Origin of the sequence: Zunongwangia endophytica (assembly GCF_030409505.1) — a bacterium.
Lineage (GTDB): Bacteria > Bacteroidota > Bacteroidia > Flavobacteriales > Flavobacteriaceae > Zunongwangia > Zunongwangia endophytica.
Genome location: NZ_JAUFPZ010000002.1, coordinates 2,172,814 through 2,195,290 on the forward strand (window position 1 = coordinate 2,172,814; position 22,477 = coordinate 2,195,290).

12 protein-coding genes are annotated in these 22,477 nt (G+C 35.2%); 2 read left to right on the forward strand and 10 right to left on the reverse strand.

Translation table 11 applies throughout. From position 1 onward, the window contains the following. Positions 1-14: 14 nt before the first annotated feature. The 3 genes from QWY91_RS09500 to QWY91_RS09510 form a co-directional block, all read right to left on the reverse strand. Positions 15-1,592 (reverse strand): RagB/SusD family nutrient uptake outer membrane protein, encoded by a 1,578-nt coding sequence (locus tag QWY91_RS09500; RefSeq protein WP_290234216.1) that lies wholly within the window; start codon positions 1,590-1,592, stop codon positions 15-17. Between the two features lie 11 nt (positions 1,593-1,603). Then, positions 1,604-4,711 carry a SusC/RagA family TonB-linked outer membrane protein gene (locus QWY91_RS09505; protein ID WP_290234219.1) on the reverse strand — a complete coding sequence of 1,036 codons (3,108 nt, stop codon included), beginning with the start codon at positions 4,709-4,711 and terminating at the stop codon, positions 1,604-1,606. A gap of 311 nt (positions 4,712-5,022) precedes the next feature. Beyond that, positions 5,023-9,159, reverse strand: a complete 4,137-nt coding sequence (locus QWY91_RS09510) for a hybrid sensor histidine kinase/response regulator transcription factor (protein ID WP_290234220.1) — start codon at positions 9,157-9,159, stop codon at positions 5,023-5,025. Between the two features lie 450 nt (positions 9,160-9,609). Here QWY91_RS09510 and QWY91_RS09515 point away from each other — a divergent pair, with 450 nt between their 5' ends. Then, on the forward strand, positions 9,610-10,986 hold the full coding sequence (locus QWY91_RS09515) for a sialate O-acetylesterase (RefSeq protein WP_290234222.1): 1,377 nt from the start codon (positions 9,610-9,612) through the stop codon (positions 10,984-10,986). A gap of 363 nt (positions 10,987-11,349) precedes the next feature. Here the strand turns inward: QWY91_RS09515 and bglX are convergent, their stop codons facing one another. The 6 genes from bglX to QWY91_RS09545 are packed head-to-tail and all read right to left on the reverse strand — an operon-like array spanning position 11,350 to position 20,324. Next, entirely contained in the window at positions 11,350-13,647 is a 2,298-nt protein-coding gene (gene bglX / locus QWY91_RS09520) for a beta-glucosidase BglX (protein WP_290234223.1), read from the reverse strand. Positions 13,648-13,650: 3 nt separating this feature from the next. Continuing rightward, on the reverse strand, positions 13,651-14,934 hold the full coding sequence (locus QWY91_RS09525; RefSeq protein ID WP_290234225.1) for a glycoside hydrolase 5 family protein: 1,284 nt from the start codon (positions 14,932-14,934) through the stop codon (positions 13,651-13,653). A 31-nt stretch (positions 14,935-14,965) separates the two neighbouring features. After that, positions 14,966-16,156 carry an AGE family epimerase/isomerase gene (locus QWY91_RS09530; protein ID WP_290234227.1) on the reverse strand — a complete coding sequence of 397 codons (1,191 nt, stop codon included), beginning with the start codon at positions 16,154-16,156 and terminating at the stop codon, positions 14,966-14,968. Continuing rightward, positions 16,137-17,315, reverse strand: a complete 1,179-nt coding sequence (locus tag QWY91_RS09535) for a glycoside hydrolase family 130 protein (protein WP_290234228.1) — start codon at positions 17,313-17,315, stop codon at positions 16,137-16,139. The genes QWY91_RS09530 and QWY91_RS09535 overlap by 20 nt, the downstream gene beginning before the upstream one ends. 45 nt (positions 17,316-17,360) lie before the next feature. Then, positions 17,361-19,196 (reverse strand): sodium:solute symporter family protein, encoded by a 1,836-nt coding sequence (locus QWY91_RS09540; protein WP_290234230.1) that lies wholly within the window; start codon positions 19,194-19,196, stop codon positions 17,361-17,363. Between the two features lie 9 nt (positions 19,197-19,205). After that, a complete protein-coding gene (locus QWY91_RS09545) occupies positions 19,206-20,324 on the reverse strand; it encodes a glycoside hydrolase family 26 protein (RefSeq protein ID WP_290234232.1) in 1,119 nt (372 codons plus the stop codon). Positions 20,325-20,515: 191 nt separating this feature from the next. Between QWY91_RS09545 and QWY91_RS09550 the strand changes: the two genes are divergently transcribed. Continuing rightward, the gene (locus QWY91_RS09550) at positions 20,516-21,391 is read left to right on the forward strand and encodes an AraC family transcriptional regulator (RefSeq protein WP_290234234.1); all 876 of its coding nucleotides are present in this window, start codon (positions 20,516-20,518) and stop codon (positions 21,389-21,391) included. An 82-nt stretch (positions 21,392-21,473) separates the two neighbouring features. On the opposite strand, the gene QWY91_RS09555 is transcribed toward QWY91_RS09550, so the two are convergent. Then, positions 21,474-22,469, reverse strand: coding sequence for a glycoside hydrolase family 5 protein (locus QWY91_RS09555; RefSeq protein ID WP_290234236.1), 996 nt, complete (start codon positions 22,467-22,469; stop codon positions 21,474-21,476). Between the last annotated feature and the right edge of the window lie 8 nt (positions 22,470-22,477).

A 22,477-nucleotide genomic window follows, 5' to 3' on the forward strand; every position in this document is an offset into this window, starting at 1 on the left:
AATTTAAATTAGAATTACCAACCTGGATTTTGCTCTATAGCTCCATTAGATAAAAGAATTTGAGATTGTGGAATTGGAAACCATCCATTAGTTTCAGTTCTAAAGGTCACGTCGAATTGTGCACCGTCACCAGAATTATCAATCGCCTGTTTTGCACGATCTAATCCCCAACGAATAAGGTCGAAATAGCGCTTTCCTTCTAAAGCAAGCTCTAGCCTTCTTTCTTCCATTATATTCTCTTTGGTTACAGCTATAGAATGATCATCGTCTTGAAATGCTCTCGCTCTTACGCGGTCTAAACAATCCTTAGCAAATCCCTGATCGCTATCCATATTCAATTCTGCAGCCATTAATAATACATCTGAAAAACGGATCACTGCAAAATCTTCGTAACCATCAATTTGAATATCACCACCATTTGCTGCTACTACTGCTTCCCCAGCTTCATTAGTAATAGGTGCATATTTTTTCCAGGATAATCCTGTATGCTGGCGTTGGCTACGTACATCGTTATCAAATTCCAGCCCTTCTTCTTCGTAGTTAATTATTGTAGCATCACGTCTTGTATCACCTATTTGGTAGGCATCGTATAGTTCAGGATTTACCGGAGCACCTCCCCAACCGTAAGCGTATGGGCCTAAATTACTTCCTCGGGTTGCAATATTTACCTGAAAGCGATTTCCTTCGTTAAGTCCCCAATCTCCATTACCGGAACCATTAAATCGAATTGCCCAAACCATCTCAGCATTGCCTTCACCTACATAATTATCGATAGAAGAGGCAAGCCAAAGCCTTGAGAAATCTTCAATTAGTTCGTGACCACTATTATTTACGACATCATTAATATAGATTGTTGCTTCTTGTTTAGAAACGACTCCGGCCAAATCTGAAGTCTCATAATAATCGGTATAAAATAAGAATGTTTTAGCTAAGTAAGCTTCAGCTGCCCATTTTGTAACTCTACCATAATCTGCACTATTATTTAAGCTGTAATTGTCATCGCTTAGATTATCTGCGGCAAATTTGAAATCTTCGGCTATCAGTGCGTAGGTTTCTTCCGCCGGAGCTCTTGGACTTTCAAATTCTTCTGGACTTAAAGAGTGATCTAAAGGCACAATTTCACCGAACATTCTGGCAAGTTCAAAATGATAATGCGCTCTTAAAAATCTCGCTTCTGCTTCGTATTGAGTTCTTAGATCTTCATTTCCTGTCCAATCGATGCCGTCCAGATTTTCAAGTACGATGTTGGCTCTATAGATACCCATGTATGAAATTTCCCAAACAGGACGATTCATCTCTAAATCAGATCCATATTCAAAACGATCCCATTCTAGAGAAACCTGATTATCGGCTGTACCAAAACCTCCGAAGCAATTATCGGAAGCTATTTCTGAAACCATCAAGAATCCTCCATAACCTTCTCGTTGCAAAACGTCGTAAGCTGCAACTAAACCTTCGAAAGCATCATCTGGAGTTTTGTAAAAATTATCTTCAGTTCTTTCAGTATAAGGACTGTTTTCAATAAAATCATCAGAACAGGAAGCCATAATTCCTAATGTAGCTATCCCTAATATCTTTATATACTTTTTCATTATTTTATCTTTTAGAAATTCACATTTAAGCCTACCATATAAGTTCTAGGTTGTGGATAATATCCAACATCTATTCCTCGAGCCCATGATTGATTAGCATTTCCGAATCCGATTTCAGGATCCATACCTTTGTAATTTGTAAATGTGTATAGGTTGTTGCTTGTCACGTATATACGGAATCTTGAAAAGGCATCAAGTTGATCGGTAAGTTTGGTTAAATCTACACCCAAATTAACTGTTTTGATTCTCAAGAAATCGGCATCTTCTACGTAAAGATCAGAGAAGCGGGTGTAGTTTCCGTTAGAAGTTGTTCCCCAGGTTGTTCTTGGTAATGTGTTAGAACTACCTTCACCTGTCCAACGATTTACAATTTCTGTAGTATAATTATTAAACGGTCGTGAATAATCTCTTACCCCGTAAACATTTTGAAAACCTGCCATCCCGTAAGTGTAAACAGAGAAATCAAAGGCTTTGTATTGTAATTGCACATTAAAACCAAAGTTTACATCTGGGTTTGGATTTCCAATTTCAGTTTTATCATCCTGATTAATTCTGCCGTCATCATTTAAGTCTAAAAATCGAACATCACCGGGTTGAGCATTTGGTTGAATTAAAGCTCCGTTTTGAGCATATTGCTGAATCTCATCTTCATTCTGAAAAATCCCGTCGGTTTTTAATCCGTAGAAATAACCAATTGGATGTCCAACTTCAACTCTGTTCATCTCGTCCAATCCCTGAAAAAGTAAATTACTATCTCCATGAATTATACCTTCAGAATTCGCAATTCTTAGAACTTCATTCTTGTTATAAGAAATATTACCATTTACAGTAAGACTCCAATCTTCCCCTAAATCGGTGTTATAACTAGCACTAAATTCTACCCCTTCGTTACGAATATCACCTCCATTGATAAATGGAGCGTTGGCTCCAGCGATAAGAGGAACGGAAGCTTGTACTAACCAGTCTTTAGTTTCTTTACGATAATAATCGAAAGTTACTGTGATATCTGAAAATATTCTGGCATCAAAACCAAGGTCAAATTGCTCTGAAGTTTCCCACTTAAGATCTGGATTAGATAAATCGTCTGGACTGGATCCTACTTCTAATGGCATTTCGTTATCACCAGTACCAAAATGGTAATTTTTATTGTAAGAACTAATCGTAGAAATATAAGCAAACTGCTGGCTAAACTGATCATTCCCGTTTTGTCCCCAACTTCCTCTTAATTTAAGAGAATTTATAAAAGAATTATCCGGGAAAAAGTTCTCTCTATCGATATTCCAACCTACAGAAAATGCAGGAAAATAAGCGTATTTATTATTACTACCGAACTCAGAAGAACCATCTCTTCTTAATGTGGCTGTAAATAAATATTTACTGTCGTAATCGTATAATAATCTTGTAAAATAAGATTGAATACTATAATCTACTCTATTACCGCTAACAGAATTTTGTGTTTGATCTGTAGCATTAGATAAATAAGCATGCTCAAAATCATTGAAGGTAAGATCTCTTCCTGTAGCCGATTGACCCTCGTATATATTTTGTCTGGCTGAAGTCCCTAGAAGAACATCAATATTATGAACATCTGCTACTGTAGTTTGATAATTCAAGGTATTTTCCCAAATCCAAGAAATTGATTTGTTAGCGCTTTGGGTAACTTGTGAGGTATTATTATACGCTACACTAGATAGCTCATAAATTGGATTAAAAGCTCTATACGTATTATCATTAATATCTGCTCCAAAACTAGTTCTAAAGGTAAAGTCGCTATGAGAGACTTCAGCAAAAATATTACCTACAGCCCTATTTGTTTTGCTTTCATTAAAATTACCGTAATAAAGTGAACCTAATGGATTTGTAATATCGGAACTAATATCTGATCCCGCATAATCACCATTTTCGTCGTAAACCGACATCGTAGGCGGAGCATTTAAAAATCCTCTTATGTTGTTACTATAAATTCCGGCATCAGACACCCCTTTATTATATTCATTTGAATAGGAGAAATTTTCTCCAATTTTTAAATGATCTTCAATTATCTCGTAAGTGATGTTATTATTGAAAGTAATACGATCGTATTTTGACTGATCGGTTTGGCTACCAATAATTCCTTCCTGTCCGTAATAAGAAAGTCCTGTAGAGTAATTTACTTTTTCAGTTCCTCCGGAAATTAATACTGAATGATTTTGTTTGATGGCACCATTATTAAATAATTCATCTTGCCAATCTGTATTTGCAGCATTATTCAACTCTTCCTGAGTATATAAAGGAGCATATCCTGAATTTACTCGGGCTTCATTCATAATTATTCCATATTCTCGACTGTCTAATAGATCTAAAGTTCTGGCTACTTCCTGAAAACCTACATAGCTATTCACAGATACACTAGTTACGCCTTCCTTACCTTTTTTAGTAGTTACCAATACTACACCGTTAGCAGCACGAGCACCATAAATAGAAGCAGCGGAAGCATCTTTTAGAATATCTACTCGTTCTATTATTGAAGGGTCCAAATAGCCAATACCGTTTTCTACAACAACTCCATCTACAACATATAAAGGAGAATTATTACCAGCGGTTCCTACACCTCTAATATTTACGGTCATATTAGCCCCAGGTTGTCCTGAAGTTGAAGTAATGTTTACCCCAGAAGTTTGTCCCTGCAAAGCACTCGTTGCATCTATACTCGCAGTTTGAATCAAATCTTCAGATTCTACCATAGATGTGGCAGCGGTAGATACTTTTTTACGCTGCGTACCATAACCAACTACTACAATTTCATCCAACTCTGATGTTGATACCTGTAGACTCACATTTAATTCAGTTTGATTTCCAACACTAAGTGTTTTAGTCTCGAAACCGATGTAGCTAAATGATAAACTTTCTGCAGATGCAGCTTCTATTTGATAATTACCATCAAAATCTGTAGTAGTACCTCTACTGGTTCCTTCTACAATTACACTAACTCCGGGAATCGGCATTCCATCGTCAGCCGAGGTGACAACACCTGTGATCTCCTTCTGCTGTGCCCAGACAGTAGACATGCTGCACACAAAAAAAATCGTAGCTAAGAAATAAGGTTTTAACCTCATTTTAAAAATAGTTTGTTGTTTCATATACACTTCTTTAATAAGAAATTCTTAAAATAATCCTCAATTTTCTTTTATTTAAAAAATTATAGCGCTTAAAATGAAAAGACAATAATTTCAAACGTTATAGTAATGAGGACAAAATTATCAAATACAGAGGCTGTCTTAGGGTATCGAATCGTTTTATAAAGGGACAATATGTTTTTATGATTTCTCTGAACCCTCTAAAACATTGGCCTCAGCAAAGTTTAACATTTAGACCATTTGATTTTGGATCAAAATTGAAAATTAAGAGATTCCCGAAAAATGCTAGGAAATAAGAGTTAAGTTAAATAATACTAAGATTGACCTTTTTTGTAAGCGGAAGGCAACATCTTATACTTCTTCTTGAAATTTTTGGTGAAGTATTTTGGATTATTGAAGCCTGTTTGAAATGCTATTTCAGAAATAGTAAGCTGGCTTTTTTTCAGCAACTCTTTTCCTTTTTCTAGTCTGATATCAGTAATGAGTTCTAATGGGGATTTCTCAAAAAGACTCATTGATTTATTGTATAGATAAGACCTGCTCACACCAATATCTAGAGCTAGCTGCTCAACCGTAAATTCTGGATCCTGATATTTTTTCTTTAAAATCTGAAGTACTTTACGCATCAATTTTTCATCCTCACTCTCTATCTGCACCCGGTTCACAACATCTGGAACTTCAATTTTTTTACGATACGCTTCTTGAAATGACTTTCTCTGTTGGATAAGGTTCTCTATTCTAGACTTTAAAACTTCTAACTTGAATGGTTTAGTCACGTAATCATTTGCTCCAGCCTTTAAGCCCGCCAATTTATATTCTTCGCTTTGATTCCCTGATAGTAATACAAAAGGAATCTGCTTTGTACGAGAATCATTTCTAATTTTAAGACATAGATCTGTGCCCTTGATACCAGGCATCTCCCAATCGCATACAATTAGATCTGGGACTATAGATAAGGTTTTCTTCCAGCCAGTTTCGCCATCTGTAGCTATAAATATGTTGTACTGCTCTTTTAACTGTTGTCCCAGATAATTTAAAAATTCGCGAGAATCATCAATAATCAATACTGTAGGAAGATTGTCGTCCTGACCTATAATTTTATTGGTGTTTTTCTGAAAACTATTAGACATTTCTTTTTCAGGAATGTTTTGCAATGGCAATTTGATAGTAAAGCTTGTTCCTTTACCAGGTTCACTAGCACATGAAATTTTCCCATTATACAGCTTCACATATTCCTTTACCAAGGCTAAACCAATACCGCTTCCTGTTTTATTAATATCAGTGTCTAGATCTGCCTTATAAAACCGATCAAAAATATGTTCTTGATCTTTTTCAGCAATTCCTACTCCAGTATCTTCAACTTCAATAATAACCCATTTTTTATTCTCTTCGGGACTATTTGAGAGTGATCCCTGAACATCTAAATGAACATTTATCTTTCCTCCTTTCGGTGTAAATTTAACTGCATTCGATAGTAAGTTATAAATGATCTTATCGAGTTTATCCAGATCGAAGACGGTATAAAATGTTTTTTGTTTACTATGAAAATTAAGTTTGATACCACGACTTTCTGCATACTCCCTAAAATCGGTAACGATGTCGTCTATAAATTCAACAATATTAGCTTTTGAAGAATTAAGAAGTGTATCATTCTTGACGTTACCTAAATCCAGAATTTGATTTATCAAGTTTAGTAAACGCTGAGCATTATCGTTAATCGTATCAATTTGTTCCTTTACATGAGAACCTAAGTGCTGCTGTTCTTTCAATCTTGAAATTGGAGATAGAATCATCGAAAGCGGCGTTTTGAACTCATGACTAATATTCGTAAAAAATCTAATTTTCATTAGATCCATTTTGTGTAAATGCTCTGCTTCTTTTTTTTCTTGTTTCACCTCAAAACTTCGCTGTTGTTTTTTAATAATTCTTCTTCGAGCAAAATACAATAAGCTTAAAATGAATACTACATAGAGTATATAAGCGTAAATCGTTTTATAAAAAGGAGGCAAAATCGTTATGCTCAACTGCTTCCCATCCCTATTCCAAACCTGATCGTTATTAGAAGCCTGGACTATAAATGTATATTCGCCGGGATCAATATTGGTATAGGATGCTGTTCTTTGCGAACTTCTTAAGTTTTGCCATCCATTATCTACACCAGTTAATTTGTAGCGATAACTATTTTTAGAAGGCTGAAAGAAATCTAAAGCAGCAAATTCAATCGAAAAGAAATTCTGATTATGCTTCAGCGTGATTGCTTCAGTTTCATGTAAAGGTTTTTCTAAAATGGTTCTTTTTTTTACAATTTCACCTGCTTTGATTTCCTGGTTGAATAAGTTGAATTTTGTAAAAATGATTTCAGGTTGTTCCTGATTATATTTAAACTCTTGCGGTTTGAAAACATTATAACCATGCAAACCGCCAACTAAAATTTCACCCTCACTATTTTTAAAAATAGAATTCTCATTGAAGAGATTGCCCTGTAAACCATCAAGATCATTATATATTTTGAAATCGGAATCAATTTTACTCTTTAAAGAATCTTGATTACCTTTCTTCAATTGTGCAATACCAAAAGAAGAAGTTATCCATAGATCTTTGTCGTTATCTTCAACAATACCGATAATTTTATCGCCGGGTAAGCCGTCCTCTTTTCCGTAGTGATAAAAAACTTTCTCTTGGTGATTATATAAGTTTAATCCCTGCTGTGATCCTACCCATATATGATCATCATCGTCTTTATAAATGGCTAAGATGTTATTATCACTTAAACTCGATTTATCATCTGGTTGATGCGTTAAATGATCAACAGTTCCCTTTTCTTTATTTATGACATCTACGCCGTTAGAAGTTCCTATCCAAATTTGGCCATTCTGGTCTTCTGCAATAGAAGATATATAATTTGCATGGATTGGATATTTACCTCCGCTATCGTAGGAGTGAATAAAACGATTTCGCTCTTCATCATAAATATCAACACCACCAGTTAGAGTCCCTATCCATAATTTACCAGTAGAATCTTCAAAAAGCTCCCAAATATTATCTCCTGCAATACTCGCACTATCTTCAGAATTACTACGGAAATGTTTAAAACCTTCACTAGTCATCAAATTTAAACCTCCCAAATAGGTGCCTATCCATAATCGATTTTTGCTATCATGTACCATACTAACGATGACATCGCTAGAAATGCTCTTTGGATCAACAGGATTGTGCTTATATTGTATATATTTTCCTGTTTTTTTATTTAATTCGATTAGACCTCCACCGTTGGTTCCTATAAATAAATTGCCGGCATCATCTTCAGCAAAAACATTTACGTCATTAAAAGGTAAGCTTGCAGGATCAGATAATATTTTTTTCTGTAAAGGGAAACGTATAATGTTAGGATGGTAATAATCAATTCCGTTTTTAAAAGTACCAACCCAAACTATACCTTTATCATCACGGTAAAGTGAAGTGATACTATTTTGAGATAGCGAATTCCCAATTTCCGGATTATTCTTGATGTATCTTACCGACAGCTCGCTGGGATTTATCACATTAATGCCTCCTAAATCTGATCCTACCCAAATATTACCATCTCCATCTTTTTCAATATCACTCACCAGATTGGTGCTTAGTTGAAGCTGTTCTGAATCTTTTGTGAAATTGAACAATTTTGCTTCCCTATACTTAAAATAAAAAACCCCGTAATCCTGAAAAAGATGAATCCAAAGATCTCCTTTGTCATCACTTATCATTCTAAAATCATGAGAAGTATCATCGAAGTTCTTTTGAAGCTGATCGTATTCCGCTTCTAGGGAAAGCTTCTCTGAGTCAAGTTGATGAATCAACCCGTTTTTAAAAATTATAAATAAATTCCCGTCCTCTTGCGTGACCACCGAAGATATTTCTAACTCTTCATTTTTTAAAAGTGCGTTATATTCATCTGATACAAATACCTTTTTGCTGTTACGATCATACTTTGTTATCTCATTTTTCTCATGAATAAGCAAAAAAATATCGCTCTCAATTTCTACAATATCTCTTATAGGCTTACCAGAAACTCCTAATTTTTTCAGAATCTCGGTTTGGTCTGCAGTAAAACTTTCAGAAACAGGATCGAATATGTTTATTCCTTCCGGCGTTTTGCACCATATACGACTTAAAGGTCCACTAAAAACCCTCTTAAAATATCTTGATTGAATGGCTGATGCATTTGACGTTTTAGGACTGTAAAGATCAAACTCATAACCATCATAACGGTTTAATCCAGAAGTTGTCGCAATCCATAGAAAACCCTTGTTCTCTTTATAGAAATCATTAACAACTCCGGGTGAAAGACCGTCTATTACGCCTTTATGAGAAAACCTATATTGGGGATCTAATACCTCTAAAACATTACCTGACTGAGACCAGCAGGAAATGGAATAAAAAATAAAAAAATATAAGAAGTAAATACCTCTCATTATCGGTTTAGATTAGTTATAAATGTAATACTTTATGATCGCTCCTTTAAAGTTATCAAGGTTTATAGGCTGAAGGCTGAGAATACAGAAAATTACAAAATCATTTAAAAATCGATTTAAAATTATAGAATTTGAATCAAAACACACCAAAAACTACAACAGACTAAAAAATCGTAATTGCCTTCAGAATCTAATAGTTTAAATGACTACAAGTTTAGATTATTTTTAGAATGTAGCCAAACTTGCACATCAATTTAACCTTAGCTAATTCTCTCAATTTTCTAAAACTCTAATAAATTTAGCACTTCTCGCCTTTTGTATAACTTAAGGCTATTCTTTTGCAAAAATAATACAAGTAATTGATCTATTCTAAGTAGGCATCTTTAATTGGATAGCTTATTTTAGAAGATTAATTCAATAAATTTCTCCTTCAAAATTATTAGTCGTAATATGAAGAATATTAGTATTTACGTAGCCTTATTTTTATTCAGCATAAATGCAATTGCCAATGTTAGTTTACCCAGCATATTTTCAGACAACATGGTTTTGCAAAGGAATAGTGATGTCGTTATTTGGGGATGGGGTAGTCCCGGTGAAGAAATAAAACTAGTTGCTTCTTGGAATTCTAAAGACACACTTACAACAACAACAGATCGACATGCAAAGTGGAAACTAACCTTAAAAACAACTAATACTAAAAAACCTGTTTCCTTAGACTTTTTTGGCTATAATCATATACATCTAAAAAATGTATTGCTCGGTGAAGTCTGGTTGGCTTCCGGACAATCGAATATGGAATGGAGCGCTTCTGCCGGAATGATTGGCGATAAAAAGGCAATTAAAAATGCTACTAATAAGAATATTCGTTTTTTTAGAGTTCCCAAAAAAACAGCTACAACACCTCAACTTGATATTAGTGCTTCCTGGCAAGTAAATAGCCCGGAAACAATGCAATATTTTAGTGCTATCGCTTATTTCTTTGCTGAAAAATTAACTACAGAATTAGATGTTCCTGTTGGTATAATTGGTTCGTATTGGGGCGGAACTGCTGCTGAAGTTTGGATTCCCTCTGAAGCTTTTGATAAAGATGCTACTTTAACAGCGTCAGCTACAAAATTACCGCAAGAAAAATGGGGTCCTAATGAGCCGGCTTACAACTACAATGCGATGATTGCTCCATTAATTCCTTTTAAAATTGCCGGAGTATTATGGTATCAAGGAGAAAGCAATACGCCTAATGCTGGTTCTTATAAAAATACGTTTAGCACCTTAATACAATCATGGCGGAGCAAATGGGATGATAACTTCCCGTTCTATTACGCACAAATTGCTCCTTATAATTACGGAGATGATAATGATGATGGAGTTATGATTAGAAATACACAACGAGAAGTGCTAGAATTACCGAATACCGGTATGGTTGCAACGGGAGATGTAGGAAATTTAGAAGATATTCATCCAAGAAATAAAAAGCCCGTTGGCGAGCGTTTCGCTAATATTGCTTTAAAAGAAAAATATCATCAATTCTCTGGTGAAATTTACGGGCCGTTAGTTGAAAGTGTTCATGCTGAAAAAAATAAAATTATTATCAGCTTTTCGAATTCAGAAAGATTGTATTTGAAAAATGCTGATAAACAATTTGAAGTTGCCGGAGAAAATAAAGAATTTAAAGCTGTAAAAGCTAAAATTAAAAACAACAAAGTAATTCTAAGATCTCCTTTCAAAAATCCTGCTTATGTACGCTTTGCCTGGAAAAATGCAATTGTTCCTAACTTATATAATTCAGCTGATCTACCTGCTTCAAGTTTCGAAACGACGATTGATTAATTCAGTAAAAAAATAGCATCAAAACATCTATCATTGATTATTTTAAAACTCCGGAATGAATCATAGTAAATTTCTCCGTGGCAAGCCCAAGGAGCATTTTAGCAGAACACCTTTTCAAACTTTAAAATTTAATAGCGAGACAAATCTAGAGATATTTACACTCTTCGAATAAAGTTTCGTCAAACTGAACTTTATTCATGGTCTCAACAACAACCTAATACATTTGAGATTCCGGATCAAATTCGAAATGACGAAAAAAAAACAATTATTACTGATTGCGGACAATCAATTGATTATTGATATAAACCAAAAAACCTCATCTTAAGATGAGGTTTTTTAATTGTATGTAGTACATATTATAGGCTAATCTTCTAAAGTAAATGTTGTCTCTAAAGAAGCTTCTGAACTTCCGCCAACAAAGACTGAAAATTCACCAGATTCTACTTTATAATTTCCTTCAGCATCATAAAAACCTAACTCCTTATCGGTTAACGTAAAATGTATGGTTTTAGATTCACCCTTTTTCAGATCTACTAATTGAAATCCTTTTAGTTCTTTCACTGGTCTAATTATACTTGCATATTTATCATGAATATAAAGCTGTGCGACTTCTCTACCGGCCACATCACCTATATTTTTTAATGTAACCTGTACATCTATTTCTCCTGAAGTTTTAAAAGAATCTTTGTTCAATTTTAAATTAGTGTATTCAAAACTGGTATAACTTAATCCGTATCCAAACGAATATAATGGTGAGTTTTCCTCATCAATATACTTCGACCAGAATACTTGCTCTTGTCCCGGTGCCGGATCTACGGGTCTTCCTGTATTTCTTTTATTATAGTAAATAGGAATTTGGCCTACACTTCTCGGGAAAGTCATTGGTAGTTTTCCACTCGGGTTGTAGTCTCCGTATAATACCTGAGCAATTGCATTTCCGCTTTCAGTACCTAGCTGCCAAGCTTCAACTATAGCAGGAATATTTTCGGCTGCCCAATTAAGTAGTAGCGGTCTTCCGTTATTTAAAACAAGTACGATGTTTTTGTTTACCTCATACACTTTTTCTAATAATTCTTGTTGTAAACCCGGTAATTCTAGCACTGTTCTACTTCTACCTTCACCGGTTTGGAAACCATGCTCTCCCAAAACCATAACAACAACATCGGCTGTCTTTGCGGTTTCAATAGCTTTAGAAAATCCAGTGGTATCTGAAGTATTTACATGTAATTCTTTAGTAAATTGCGGATCGTTCGAAATTAAGCTTACACCTTTCTCATACGATATTTTATTGCCTTTATAAGCCTGCATACCTTCTAAAAAGCTAACGCCAGTATGATCATCAGATCCTAAACGCCAACTTCCTAAAGGACTATTATCATCATCTACCAACGGGCCAATAATCGCTATATGCTGATTTTTCTTCTGAAGTGGCAACAAGTTTTTTTCATTCTTCAGCAGTACGATCGACTTTTTAGCCATATCTAATACTGCTTCATGATTTTCTTTACTACCTATAACTGTTTTTTCTCTTTCCTCATCACAATATCGATATGGATCTTCAAACAATCCTAATTCAAACTTCACGCTTAAAATTCGGCGAACAGCATCGTTTAATACTTCTTCATCAATAGTTCCATTTTCCACTAATTCTTCTAACGCTTCGTTGTAAACATACCCTTCCATGTCCATATCGGTTCCCGCATTTATGGCACGTATCGCTGCTTCTTTTTCATCTTTAGCATATCCCCAAGTGATCATTTCCTGGATAGATGCCCAATCTGAAACTACAAATCCGCTAAAATCCCATTTATCTTTTAAAACATCACGCAATAAATATTTATTTGCTGTTACTGGAAGACCGTTCCACTCATTAAAACCATTCATTAAAGTTCTCGTTCCGGCTTCTACTGCGGCTTTAAATGGAGGCAATACTACATTATGAAGGGTTACTGCGCTAAATTCAGCTTTGTTATATTCTCTACCTGCTTCTGCAAATCCGTATCCTGCAAAGTGTTTCGCACAAGCTGCTATAGTTAACGGGTCGGTAAGGTCTTCTCCCTGAAATCCTGTTACTCGAGCAACAGCGATTTTACTTCCTAAATACGGATCTTCTCCGCCGCCTTCCATTACTCTTCCCCAACGCGGATCTCTAGAAATATCTACCATCGGAGCAAATGTCCAGTTTATTCCTGATGCTGCTGCTTCTGAAGCGGCAACTTGAGCCGACTTTTTTATGGCTTCTAAATCCCAACTAGCTGCTTCTGCCAGAGGAATCGGACTTAAAGTTTTATACCCATGAATTACGTCGAAACCAATAATTAAGGGAATTCCCAATCTACTTTCTTCAACTGCAATCTTTTGTACCGCACGCACTTCTTTAACACCACGAACACTTAGCATGGAACCTACTCTTCCGTTTTTTAAATCGTCGTATTTCTTAGCTTCGTTAGCTCCATTTGGTGCCGGCCCGGTAACATCCCAAAAACCGTTATACTGTACAGTCTGACCTACTTTTTCTTCAAGAGTCATTAGTTTAAGTAACGAATCTACTTTTGTTGTAATTTCTGCTTCAGAAAGTTTCATAGATGAAGAAGTTTGTGCATTTGCAGTTAAGCTTATGGCAGCTATAAGAATGGGCGTTGTTATTCTTTTGAGTTTCATAAACTAGTCGTTAGAAAGTATACTGTTATAAGTTTTCATTAGCTGCAGCGTTGATGTATCTTCAGCAAAGATGGAATTTAATCCTTGTGGCTCTTGTGGCGGATCTGCAGTAAAATCGTCTCCGGTTTTCCATTTTGGCTGATTTGGGTTTGTTTTTGCAATTCCGGCAAAACCCCAAAAATTAAGTCCGCTTAATACATTCTGATTTTCAAAACTTGTCTTTAATTCTTCTAATATCGAAGTATAAAATTGATTTCTATAGGTTACCGGAGAACCACGCTCTAAGCTTTCTCCATCTCTAGGAAATCCAAATTCTGAAAGTACTAATGGCTTATGTAAAGCCTTAGCTACTTCAATATGCTCCTCGATATAATTATGAGCATTTTTGATAGATGTTTGTAAAGTAGCTGCTTCGTTATTTTTATCATACCAACCCCAGTTTTTTGGCCACATGTGTGCGGTTAGATAATCTATTTTATCGGTAGCATGTAAATTTTTATACGTATCTAAATCTTGTAAATAGCTTGCTTTCCCTTCAGCACCGGTAGAAATTAGTGTGTTAGGATCTAAAGAATCCATATAGGTTACCGTTTCTGCTAACCACGATGCAAATGGCTTTCTATCTTCTTCAGAAAAAATTCTTGGTTCGTTAGCTACTTGCCAAGACATAATTGTATTATCATCGGTGTACACCATTCCGTTAACCGAATTGGTTCTTGTCATTATAAATTTAATATGTTTTTTGAAAGCCTCCTGACAAGGTTCGCACGTATGGAATTGTTGCGTATACTCAAAATATTGAGGCCATGTATATTCTTCTAAAAATGGATTAGGTACATCCCCATAACCATTCCAACGCAAATAGGTAGACATTCCGCCAGACCAGATCCAGTTATTGTTAAGATACAAAACAGCGTACATATTACGTTTACGCATTTCGTTCATTAAAAAATCGAGCCCTTCTAACAAATCTTGATTGTATTTTCCCTGCTCGTATTGTAACGCAGGATTTACCTGAGAATCTTCGATACCGCCTTCGCCTCCTACTAGAATTCTTAAATTATCGACTCCCAAACTATCAAGCATATCGAGTTCCTTAATTAACCGTTCTCGATCGCCAATATTAGGCGCTGCAATTAATGGCCCGTACCAATAATTAGCACCTACAAAATAATAAGGTTGTTTTCCTTTATAAAATTGACCGTCTTTAACGGTAATTGGTTTTACACTTTGACATGAATAACAAAGAATGCAAAGTATAATTACTGAAAATAGTCTTTTTATCATTTTAATTTTAGTTAGGCTGATTCAACAAGTTTTAAATTTTTTCTATGAGCTCTATTAGCGCTCGGCTATTGTGATACGGGCATTTCCACATTCCTAATCGGTTTTCATCTTCATGAGCCTTGAAATTTTTATCGATTCTGAAATGCCATTCGCCATGTTCTTTATCAATAATATATTCTTTGGTGAAATTCCAGATATCGTATATACTTGCTTCATATTCTTTAGAATACTGAATACTATTTGCATACGCCAAACCAACCATCGCTTCTGCTTGTGGCCACCAATGTCTATCGGTATCTACATGATTGGTATCTAAGTCTTTTTCATTAATAATACCGGCAGATTTCTCGTAAGCTTCTTTTAAAAATACTTCGGAAATATAAAGCGCTGCTTTTTCTACCTTCTTAGTAAGCGTTGGATTATTTACTTGGTGTGCTGCTGCTAGTAATAACCATGCAGCTTCAATATCGTGGCCGTAGGAAACTAAATGTGTTTGCACTTTCCATTCTGTATCAAAAAACAATTGAAAATGGCCAATTTCAGCATCAAAAAATTTATCAAGATGAAGCGTTACTAGATTTTCTAAAGCAGCTTTTACTTTTTCAGAATTAGTAACCTCAGCTAAAGTTGTATAGGCTTCTAGAATATGAAGATGCGTATTCATGGTTTTAGAAGCATTTAGATCTTTCTCGCTAAGTCGCATATCGTCGATTGGTGACCAATCCTGATTAAAAGCTTCAATATAACCGCCAAATTCAGCTTCCTTGGCATGCTTTTCTATCAATCCGAAAACTTCTAAAGCCCAATTAAGTGCTTCTTCATTTTTCGAAAGCTTATAATATTCGGCTAACGCATAAATTAAAAAAGCCTGCGCGTAAATTTGTTTTCTACGATTTACAGGATTTCCCAGATAATCGAGTACCCAAAAAACGCCACCAAATTCAGCATCTCTAAAATATTTTTTCAGATATTGAAAAGCACGATTGGCTTCTTTTTCAGTATTAAAATCTTTATTGAAATTAGCTATTTTCGAAAACGTCCATAACAAACGCGTATTCAAAATAACCCCTTTATCGGCTTTAAAATCTGGTTTATTGAAGTGATCTCTTCTTCCTATAAATCCGCCAAAATCAGCATCAATACTGTTTTTTTGCCAATACTGGACAATGGTTTCTAACTCCTGATATAATTCTTTTTTAAAATTAGCTTTTTGAATTTCCATAGGCTTTATTTCGATCTACCAAATCGATAATTTCGTTTACTGAACTCGCTGAAGTAAAATTATCTTTTGGTGTATTTTTTGCATAATCTACCAAACGATCTACCGAGCTAACCGCAACATGGCAACGAGTATCTGAAGAAGCATAGTAAATAAATACTTTTCCATCTTCATCTTTAATCCATCCGTTTACAAATAAAACATTAGGAACATCCCCTACAGTTTCCTCGTAATTTGGAGCCATAAAATACCCTGCGGGCTGATAAATCACTTTTGAAAGATCATTTAAATCGGTCATAAACATATATAGCGTATAGCGTAAACCTCCTGCTGTATTCCGAACGCCATGCGCTAAATGCAGCCAACCTTCTTCTGTTTTTATAGGTGCAGGTCCTTGACCATTTTTCATTTCATAAATAGTATGATAGGCTTTATGATTGATAATGGTTTCATCTTCTAACACAGGATTAGCCATATCTTTAATATACCCTAAACCAATTCCGCCGCCTTTACCTACTTCGATAAATCCGTCTTGTGGGCGCGTATATAAAGCATACTTTCCATCGACAAATTCTGGATGCATCAAAACATTTCGTTGTTGCCCCGAATTGGATATTAAATCGGGTAAACGCTCCCAATTCTGTAGATCTTTAGTTCGAACAATCCCGGCATTAGCAACTGCTGCAGTAGTATCTTCTAAACGCTCTTTATCTTTTCGTTCTGTACAGAAAATACCATAGATCCAACCATCTTCATGTTCTGTTAATCGCATATCGTACACGTTGGTATCTGGCTCTCCATATTGCGGTAAGGCTATAGGCTTCTCCCAAAATTCAAAATTGTCGATTCCGTTAGGACTTTCTGCAATTCCAAAAAACGATTTTCGATCGTTTCCTTCTACACGTACTGCTAAAAGATACTTACCGTTCCATTTAATAGCTCCCGGATTAAAGGTAGCATTAATCCCAATTCTTTCCAGACCGTTAGGATTAGTCTCTGGATTTAGATCATAACGCCACTCTAAAGGCGCATGAGCATTTGTTACGACAGGATTTTCGTAACGCTGATATATTCCATTAAACAGTGATAATGGTTTATTAGTTTTTTCAATCAGTTTACGATGATTTGCCTCTAGCTGAGCAAAATTGGGGATCGTTTTCATTGAATTATTTTTTATATCTACTGAAGGTTTCATTGGCTTGAATTTTTAACTTATTTGGGTATTATCTTTTTTTACTCTATCCCACCAATTAAATTTTAAGATCACTATCGCAATACATAAAGCTATGGAACAATAGAGCACTAATGAATATTCTCTAATAATGATGTAAATAGGAATGATAACCATTAAAGTCTGAGCAAAGGTTCCTATCACTACATTAAACATATCTCTGGAAAAGCCTTTATTCTTTTTAAAGCTGTTATCGGCCAACGCCACTTTATCGGCAATTTGTTTCCAAAATCCCCAAGGATTGGTTTTTTTATAGAAATCCATTAAAACTGCTTCATTAGTAGGAGGCGCAGAATACGTTCCTACAATAGCACCAACAATGGAAATTAAAAGAATGATTGGGAAATAATATAAATCTAGCGTATCGGTAAATATTGGAAATATTAATGCCGGTAAAATCCCAGATAACATTCCCCAAAAATATCCTTCGCCGTTAAAACGCCACCAGTGCCATTTTAATACGTTTGATACTACATAGCTACCATAAAGTGCAGAAACTATCCATTGTAATATTGAATTTACATCTTGTACAAAAAACCCAAGTACAATACTAATTAGAACCACTACGATACCACTTAGGTAATTCATTTTCTTTATTTTCTTTGAAGAAGCATCTGGCTCTTTATATTTTAGATAAATATCGTTTACCAAATAAGCCTGGGCTGCATTTAGTGTACCTGCAAACGTAGACATGAAGGCTGCAAGTAGACCTGCTAATAGTAATCCTAGAAGACCTACCGGTACAAATTGCTCTATCGCTGCAGGTAAAACTTTTTCGAAATCCAGCACTCCGGCTGTTTTTAAATCTAATTGATCGTAAAAAAGAACTGCTAAGATCGAAAAACCACCAACCATCAAATATCGTGTTGGAATTAAGGCTCCTAAAGAAAAGGCACTCATTTTTGCTGCCTCTAAAGGAGATTTAGTAGAAAGTATTTTCTGCATATCATAGTTAGGAGCAGGACCTGCAATACTCGATAAGATTCCTTTAAATACCATCAACATAAAAAACAGACCAAACAGCGTATACCCATCTTCGGCTATTTTAGTATTTACTTCATCAATAATACCTGTCCAATCCATATCGAGTTCCCAGCCGAAAAAGGGATTCATCCAATCATCAGGAACGTTTAAAGTATTCTCTCCAAATGCCTGCCATGCAATAACCGCTATAGCTATCGAGGAAATCGTCATAATTCCGTATTGTAAAACATCTGTCCATACGATACCCGACATTCCTCCCAATACCGAATAAAAAACAGCAAAAAGCGTAAAGATTATTCCGTAGAAATGTGGAATATAAGCTGGTGCAACATCAAAAGGAATAAACGGAGAGATCAACTCCCAAGGAATAAATATCTCTACAAACTTCCCTAAACCTATAAAACCGTAAGCCAGAAAACCCAAACAACTAAGTATAGCAAATATCACAATGATGGTATGGGATCTACGGCCACCTTTCCCGCTATCGAATCGGAATAAAATCCACTCGGCACCGGTAGTCACATTAGATCGACGTAACCATACAGATAAGTAAACCATTAAAAATACCTGATTAAAAACAGGCCATAACCACGGAATCCAGATACTCTTAAAACCATAGACAAAAGTTAGGGTCACCAGCCACATAGTCCCTGAAATATCAAACATCCCAGATGCGTTCGATAAACCTAACATATACCAAGGAAGCGACTTACCTCCCATTAAGTAATCGTCTTTACTTTTTTGAGCCTGTTTTCTAGCGGCTAGACCAATAACAATGGTTCCTACCAAATAGGCTAGAATTATAAGTACGTCTATTAATTGTAACATAAAGTTTAGTTAGTTGTGTATTGATTTAAGCTCTGGAAGAAAAAGGATATCTTCTTTTTGCTCAAATTGCATAAAGTCATTTTCTGTAACCTCAGAAGGATATGTACTGAAGTAGTGATCTTTTCTAGCATTTCTCCAAACCATTACCCAGGATATTCCGCTATTTTGGATAGTTGAATAAAGCACCTCTGTCCACCATTCAGGATTAGCAGCCATGCTGAAGTTTCCAGTTTCAGATAACGCAAAAGGCATATTTTTGCCACTACTTTTCTCCTTCAGTATCTTAAGATTACTACTAACGGCTTTCATAAACTCTGGATCACCGCTATGGTTGTAAATATCTACACCCAGAATATCTACGTAATCATCGCCAGGATAAAACATTTCAAAATCTTCAGAAGAAGACATTATATTTGGAGAGTAGGCGTATAGTAAGTTATGCACATCGTTTGCTAATAATAACTCTTGTGTCTTTATCCACAATTTCTTGTATTCCTCTGGAGTGCAACGTCCTTTTCCCCACCAAAACCAGGCCCCGTTCATTTCGTGAAGTGGTCTAAATATTACAGGGATTTGTTTTCCTTCTTCGTCTTTTAATGACTTAAAAAACATACTAATTTTCTTTACCCAATCCTCATATTTTTGATTTACGGGTCCATCTTTTAATATTTCAGTGACAGCTGAAGTTGTATCCCAAGAACTTCCGCCGCTAACCGGATTATTTAAATGCCAGCTAAAAGTAATGAGACCTCCTTTTTCGTATATTTTCTGCGTATGTTGCTTCATCAAAGCAAAAGGCACTGTATCGAGATTGTAAGTATTTCCTAATTCCATATGACCAAGATCAAAACCTAGCAAAGCTGGCTGTTTGTTCACGACTTTCTTTACGTCACTCGTCAGAACTTCAGGTTGATCTTGTAAATACCAGTCTAATCCATACGCAGTTGCGTCCTGTTGACCAAAGGCTATACCTTCTTTTGCTATTTCCAACAAACGTTTTCGTAATGCTACCACATTAGGATTAGCTTCGCGATCTGCAAGAATAGTATTTGATTGACGAGGTAATGAACCACAGGAAGCAACAAAAATTAGATTAAATAGTATTAGTATTCTGACAAAATATTTCATTTAAATTTTTTATTTTCTATGCTAACTGTATATTAGACACGATTTTAAATATATAATGTTTGCTGCGTTATTTTAATAATTCATTCTCAATTAGCATGATAAATTATCAATTCTCAAATTTAGCAGAGGAAGTAATCCTCTATTAATATAATTTTATCATTTAATAATTGATTTTTTTCTTTTTATCCAATATGATACAAACAAATGTACATCGCGAGATCACACCTCTTGCTCCAGAAGATAGCTTTTTGGTGTTTGACAGAATTAAAGATGAATTTGATTTTCCTATTCATTTTCACCCGGAATACGAATTGAATTTTCTGCTGAATGGAAAGGGAGTTCGACGCGTGGTAGGTGATTCTATGGAAGAAATTGACGATATTGAACTGGTTCTTGTAGGACCAAATCTTCAACACGGGTGGGAGCTTCACAATTGTAAAAGCACTAAAATTCACGAGATAACAATTCAATTTCATAATGATTTATTTGACACTAAACTTTTGGATAGGCGTATTATGAAACCTATAAAAGATATGTTCGAGCGATCGGCACATGGTATTTTATTTTCAAAAAAAATATCAGATGAAATTGCTCCTCGCATCATGAGTTTATCAAAAATAGACAGCATAGATTACTTTCTAGAACTAATCTCTATCCTACATGATTTAGCAAGTTCAAGAAATCAAAAGCTACTTTCTACTTATACGTCCGACTTTAAAAATTTTGAAAACAGCGATAAAATTAAAATAATCTACGAGTACGTTCAGCTTAACTACCATCAAAAAATAAGTTTAAAAGAAGTAGCTGATCTGGTAAATATGAGTCAGGTTTCTTTTAATCGATTCATCAAAAAAAGAACAGGAAAAACCCTGGTAGAGTACGTTAATGATACTCGAATCGGTTATGCTGCCAGATGGTTAATTGAAAAAGATTTGAGCATCGCAGAAATTGCTTTTAAATGTGGATTCAATAATATCGCCAACTTCAACAGAGTATTTAAAAACAGTAAAAAATGTACTCCAAGTAAATACAGAGAAGAATTTAGCGGAATAAAAAGAGTCCTTTAAATTGACAATTTCGATTCTAAAATTGACAAAATACAATCAGTCGTTAATCGATTGTTTTCTTCTATTTTGTAAATTCAAATTCTTAATAACTAAGCATCTTTTTTTTGAAATATCGTCCTTGACGGCTTGGCGTAAAATTTCTATCCTTGTACATTCTTGGTGACCAATCTTTATCGAAAACCCAAACCAGGTATGAGATATTATTTTTATCTGAATAATTAGTTATTGCATCCCCATATTCCTCATCACCAATGACAGGCTCGTGGGCACCGGGTGAGGACGCATCACAAAATCCAATTTCGGTTAAAATAACGGGATATTTTTCTTTTGCGAAACCCCAATCATTCGTCCATTTTTTCTCCCAAGGATTTTTCCGTTTTTGCGGGTAAGGATGAGCCACGTAACCAATATTAGCCGCATTGATGGGATTTTTTTTAATAGGATTTAAATCGTAGGCCCAGTTAAACCCTGCAACTAGCGGAATACCTTTACCTCCGTTAGAACGAATTGCTGTTATAAGCTGTTCCATAATCTCTTTCCACTCTTTCCAGGAAATTTTACCAAACTTATTATTATAGGTGGTTGGCTCATTGAAAAGCTCGTAAAAAGCAACGGTTGTATTATCGCCGTAATGCTGAGCCATCAGTTTCCAGAAAGCAAGCGTCTCTTGCAACGTAGTAAAATACATATCTGCCAAATAACGCTCGGTTTTAAGATTACCGATACTGTGCCAATCCAAAATCACATATAAATCATATTTATTAGCCCATTCAATACCCTGATCTAGAATTTTCAAATATTCCTTCTCTCCTCTTTCTCGCCATGCTTCAGGATGAATTGGAAATCGTACTATTGTTGCTCCCCAATTCTTTATTTCTTTAAAATAATCCTCGCTCCATAAATCGTCATTCACCAATTTGTCTGGATCGCTCGTATTTACGCCTCTAAATACTAAAACTTCTGCTTTTGCATTTACAAATTCATTGTGATCTACTTTCAAACGATCCATAGCCTTTTGTGCCGATAGGTCAAAACACACCAACATCAAAATAGCAAAAAGACAAAATTTAAAATTCATATCAGAAT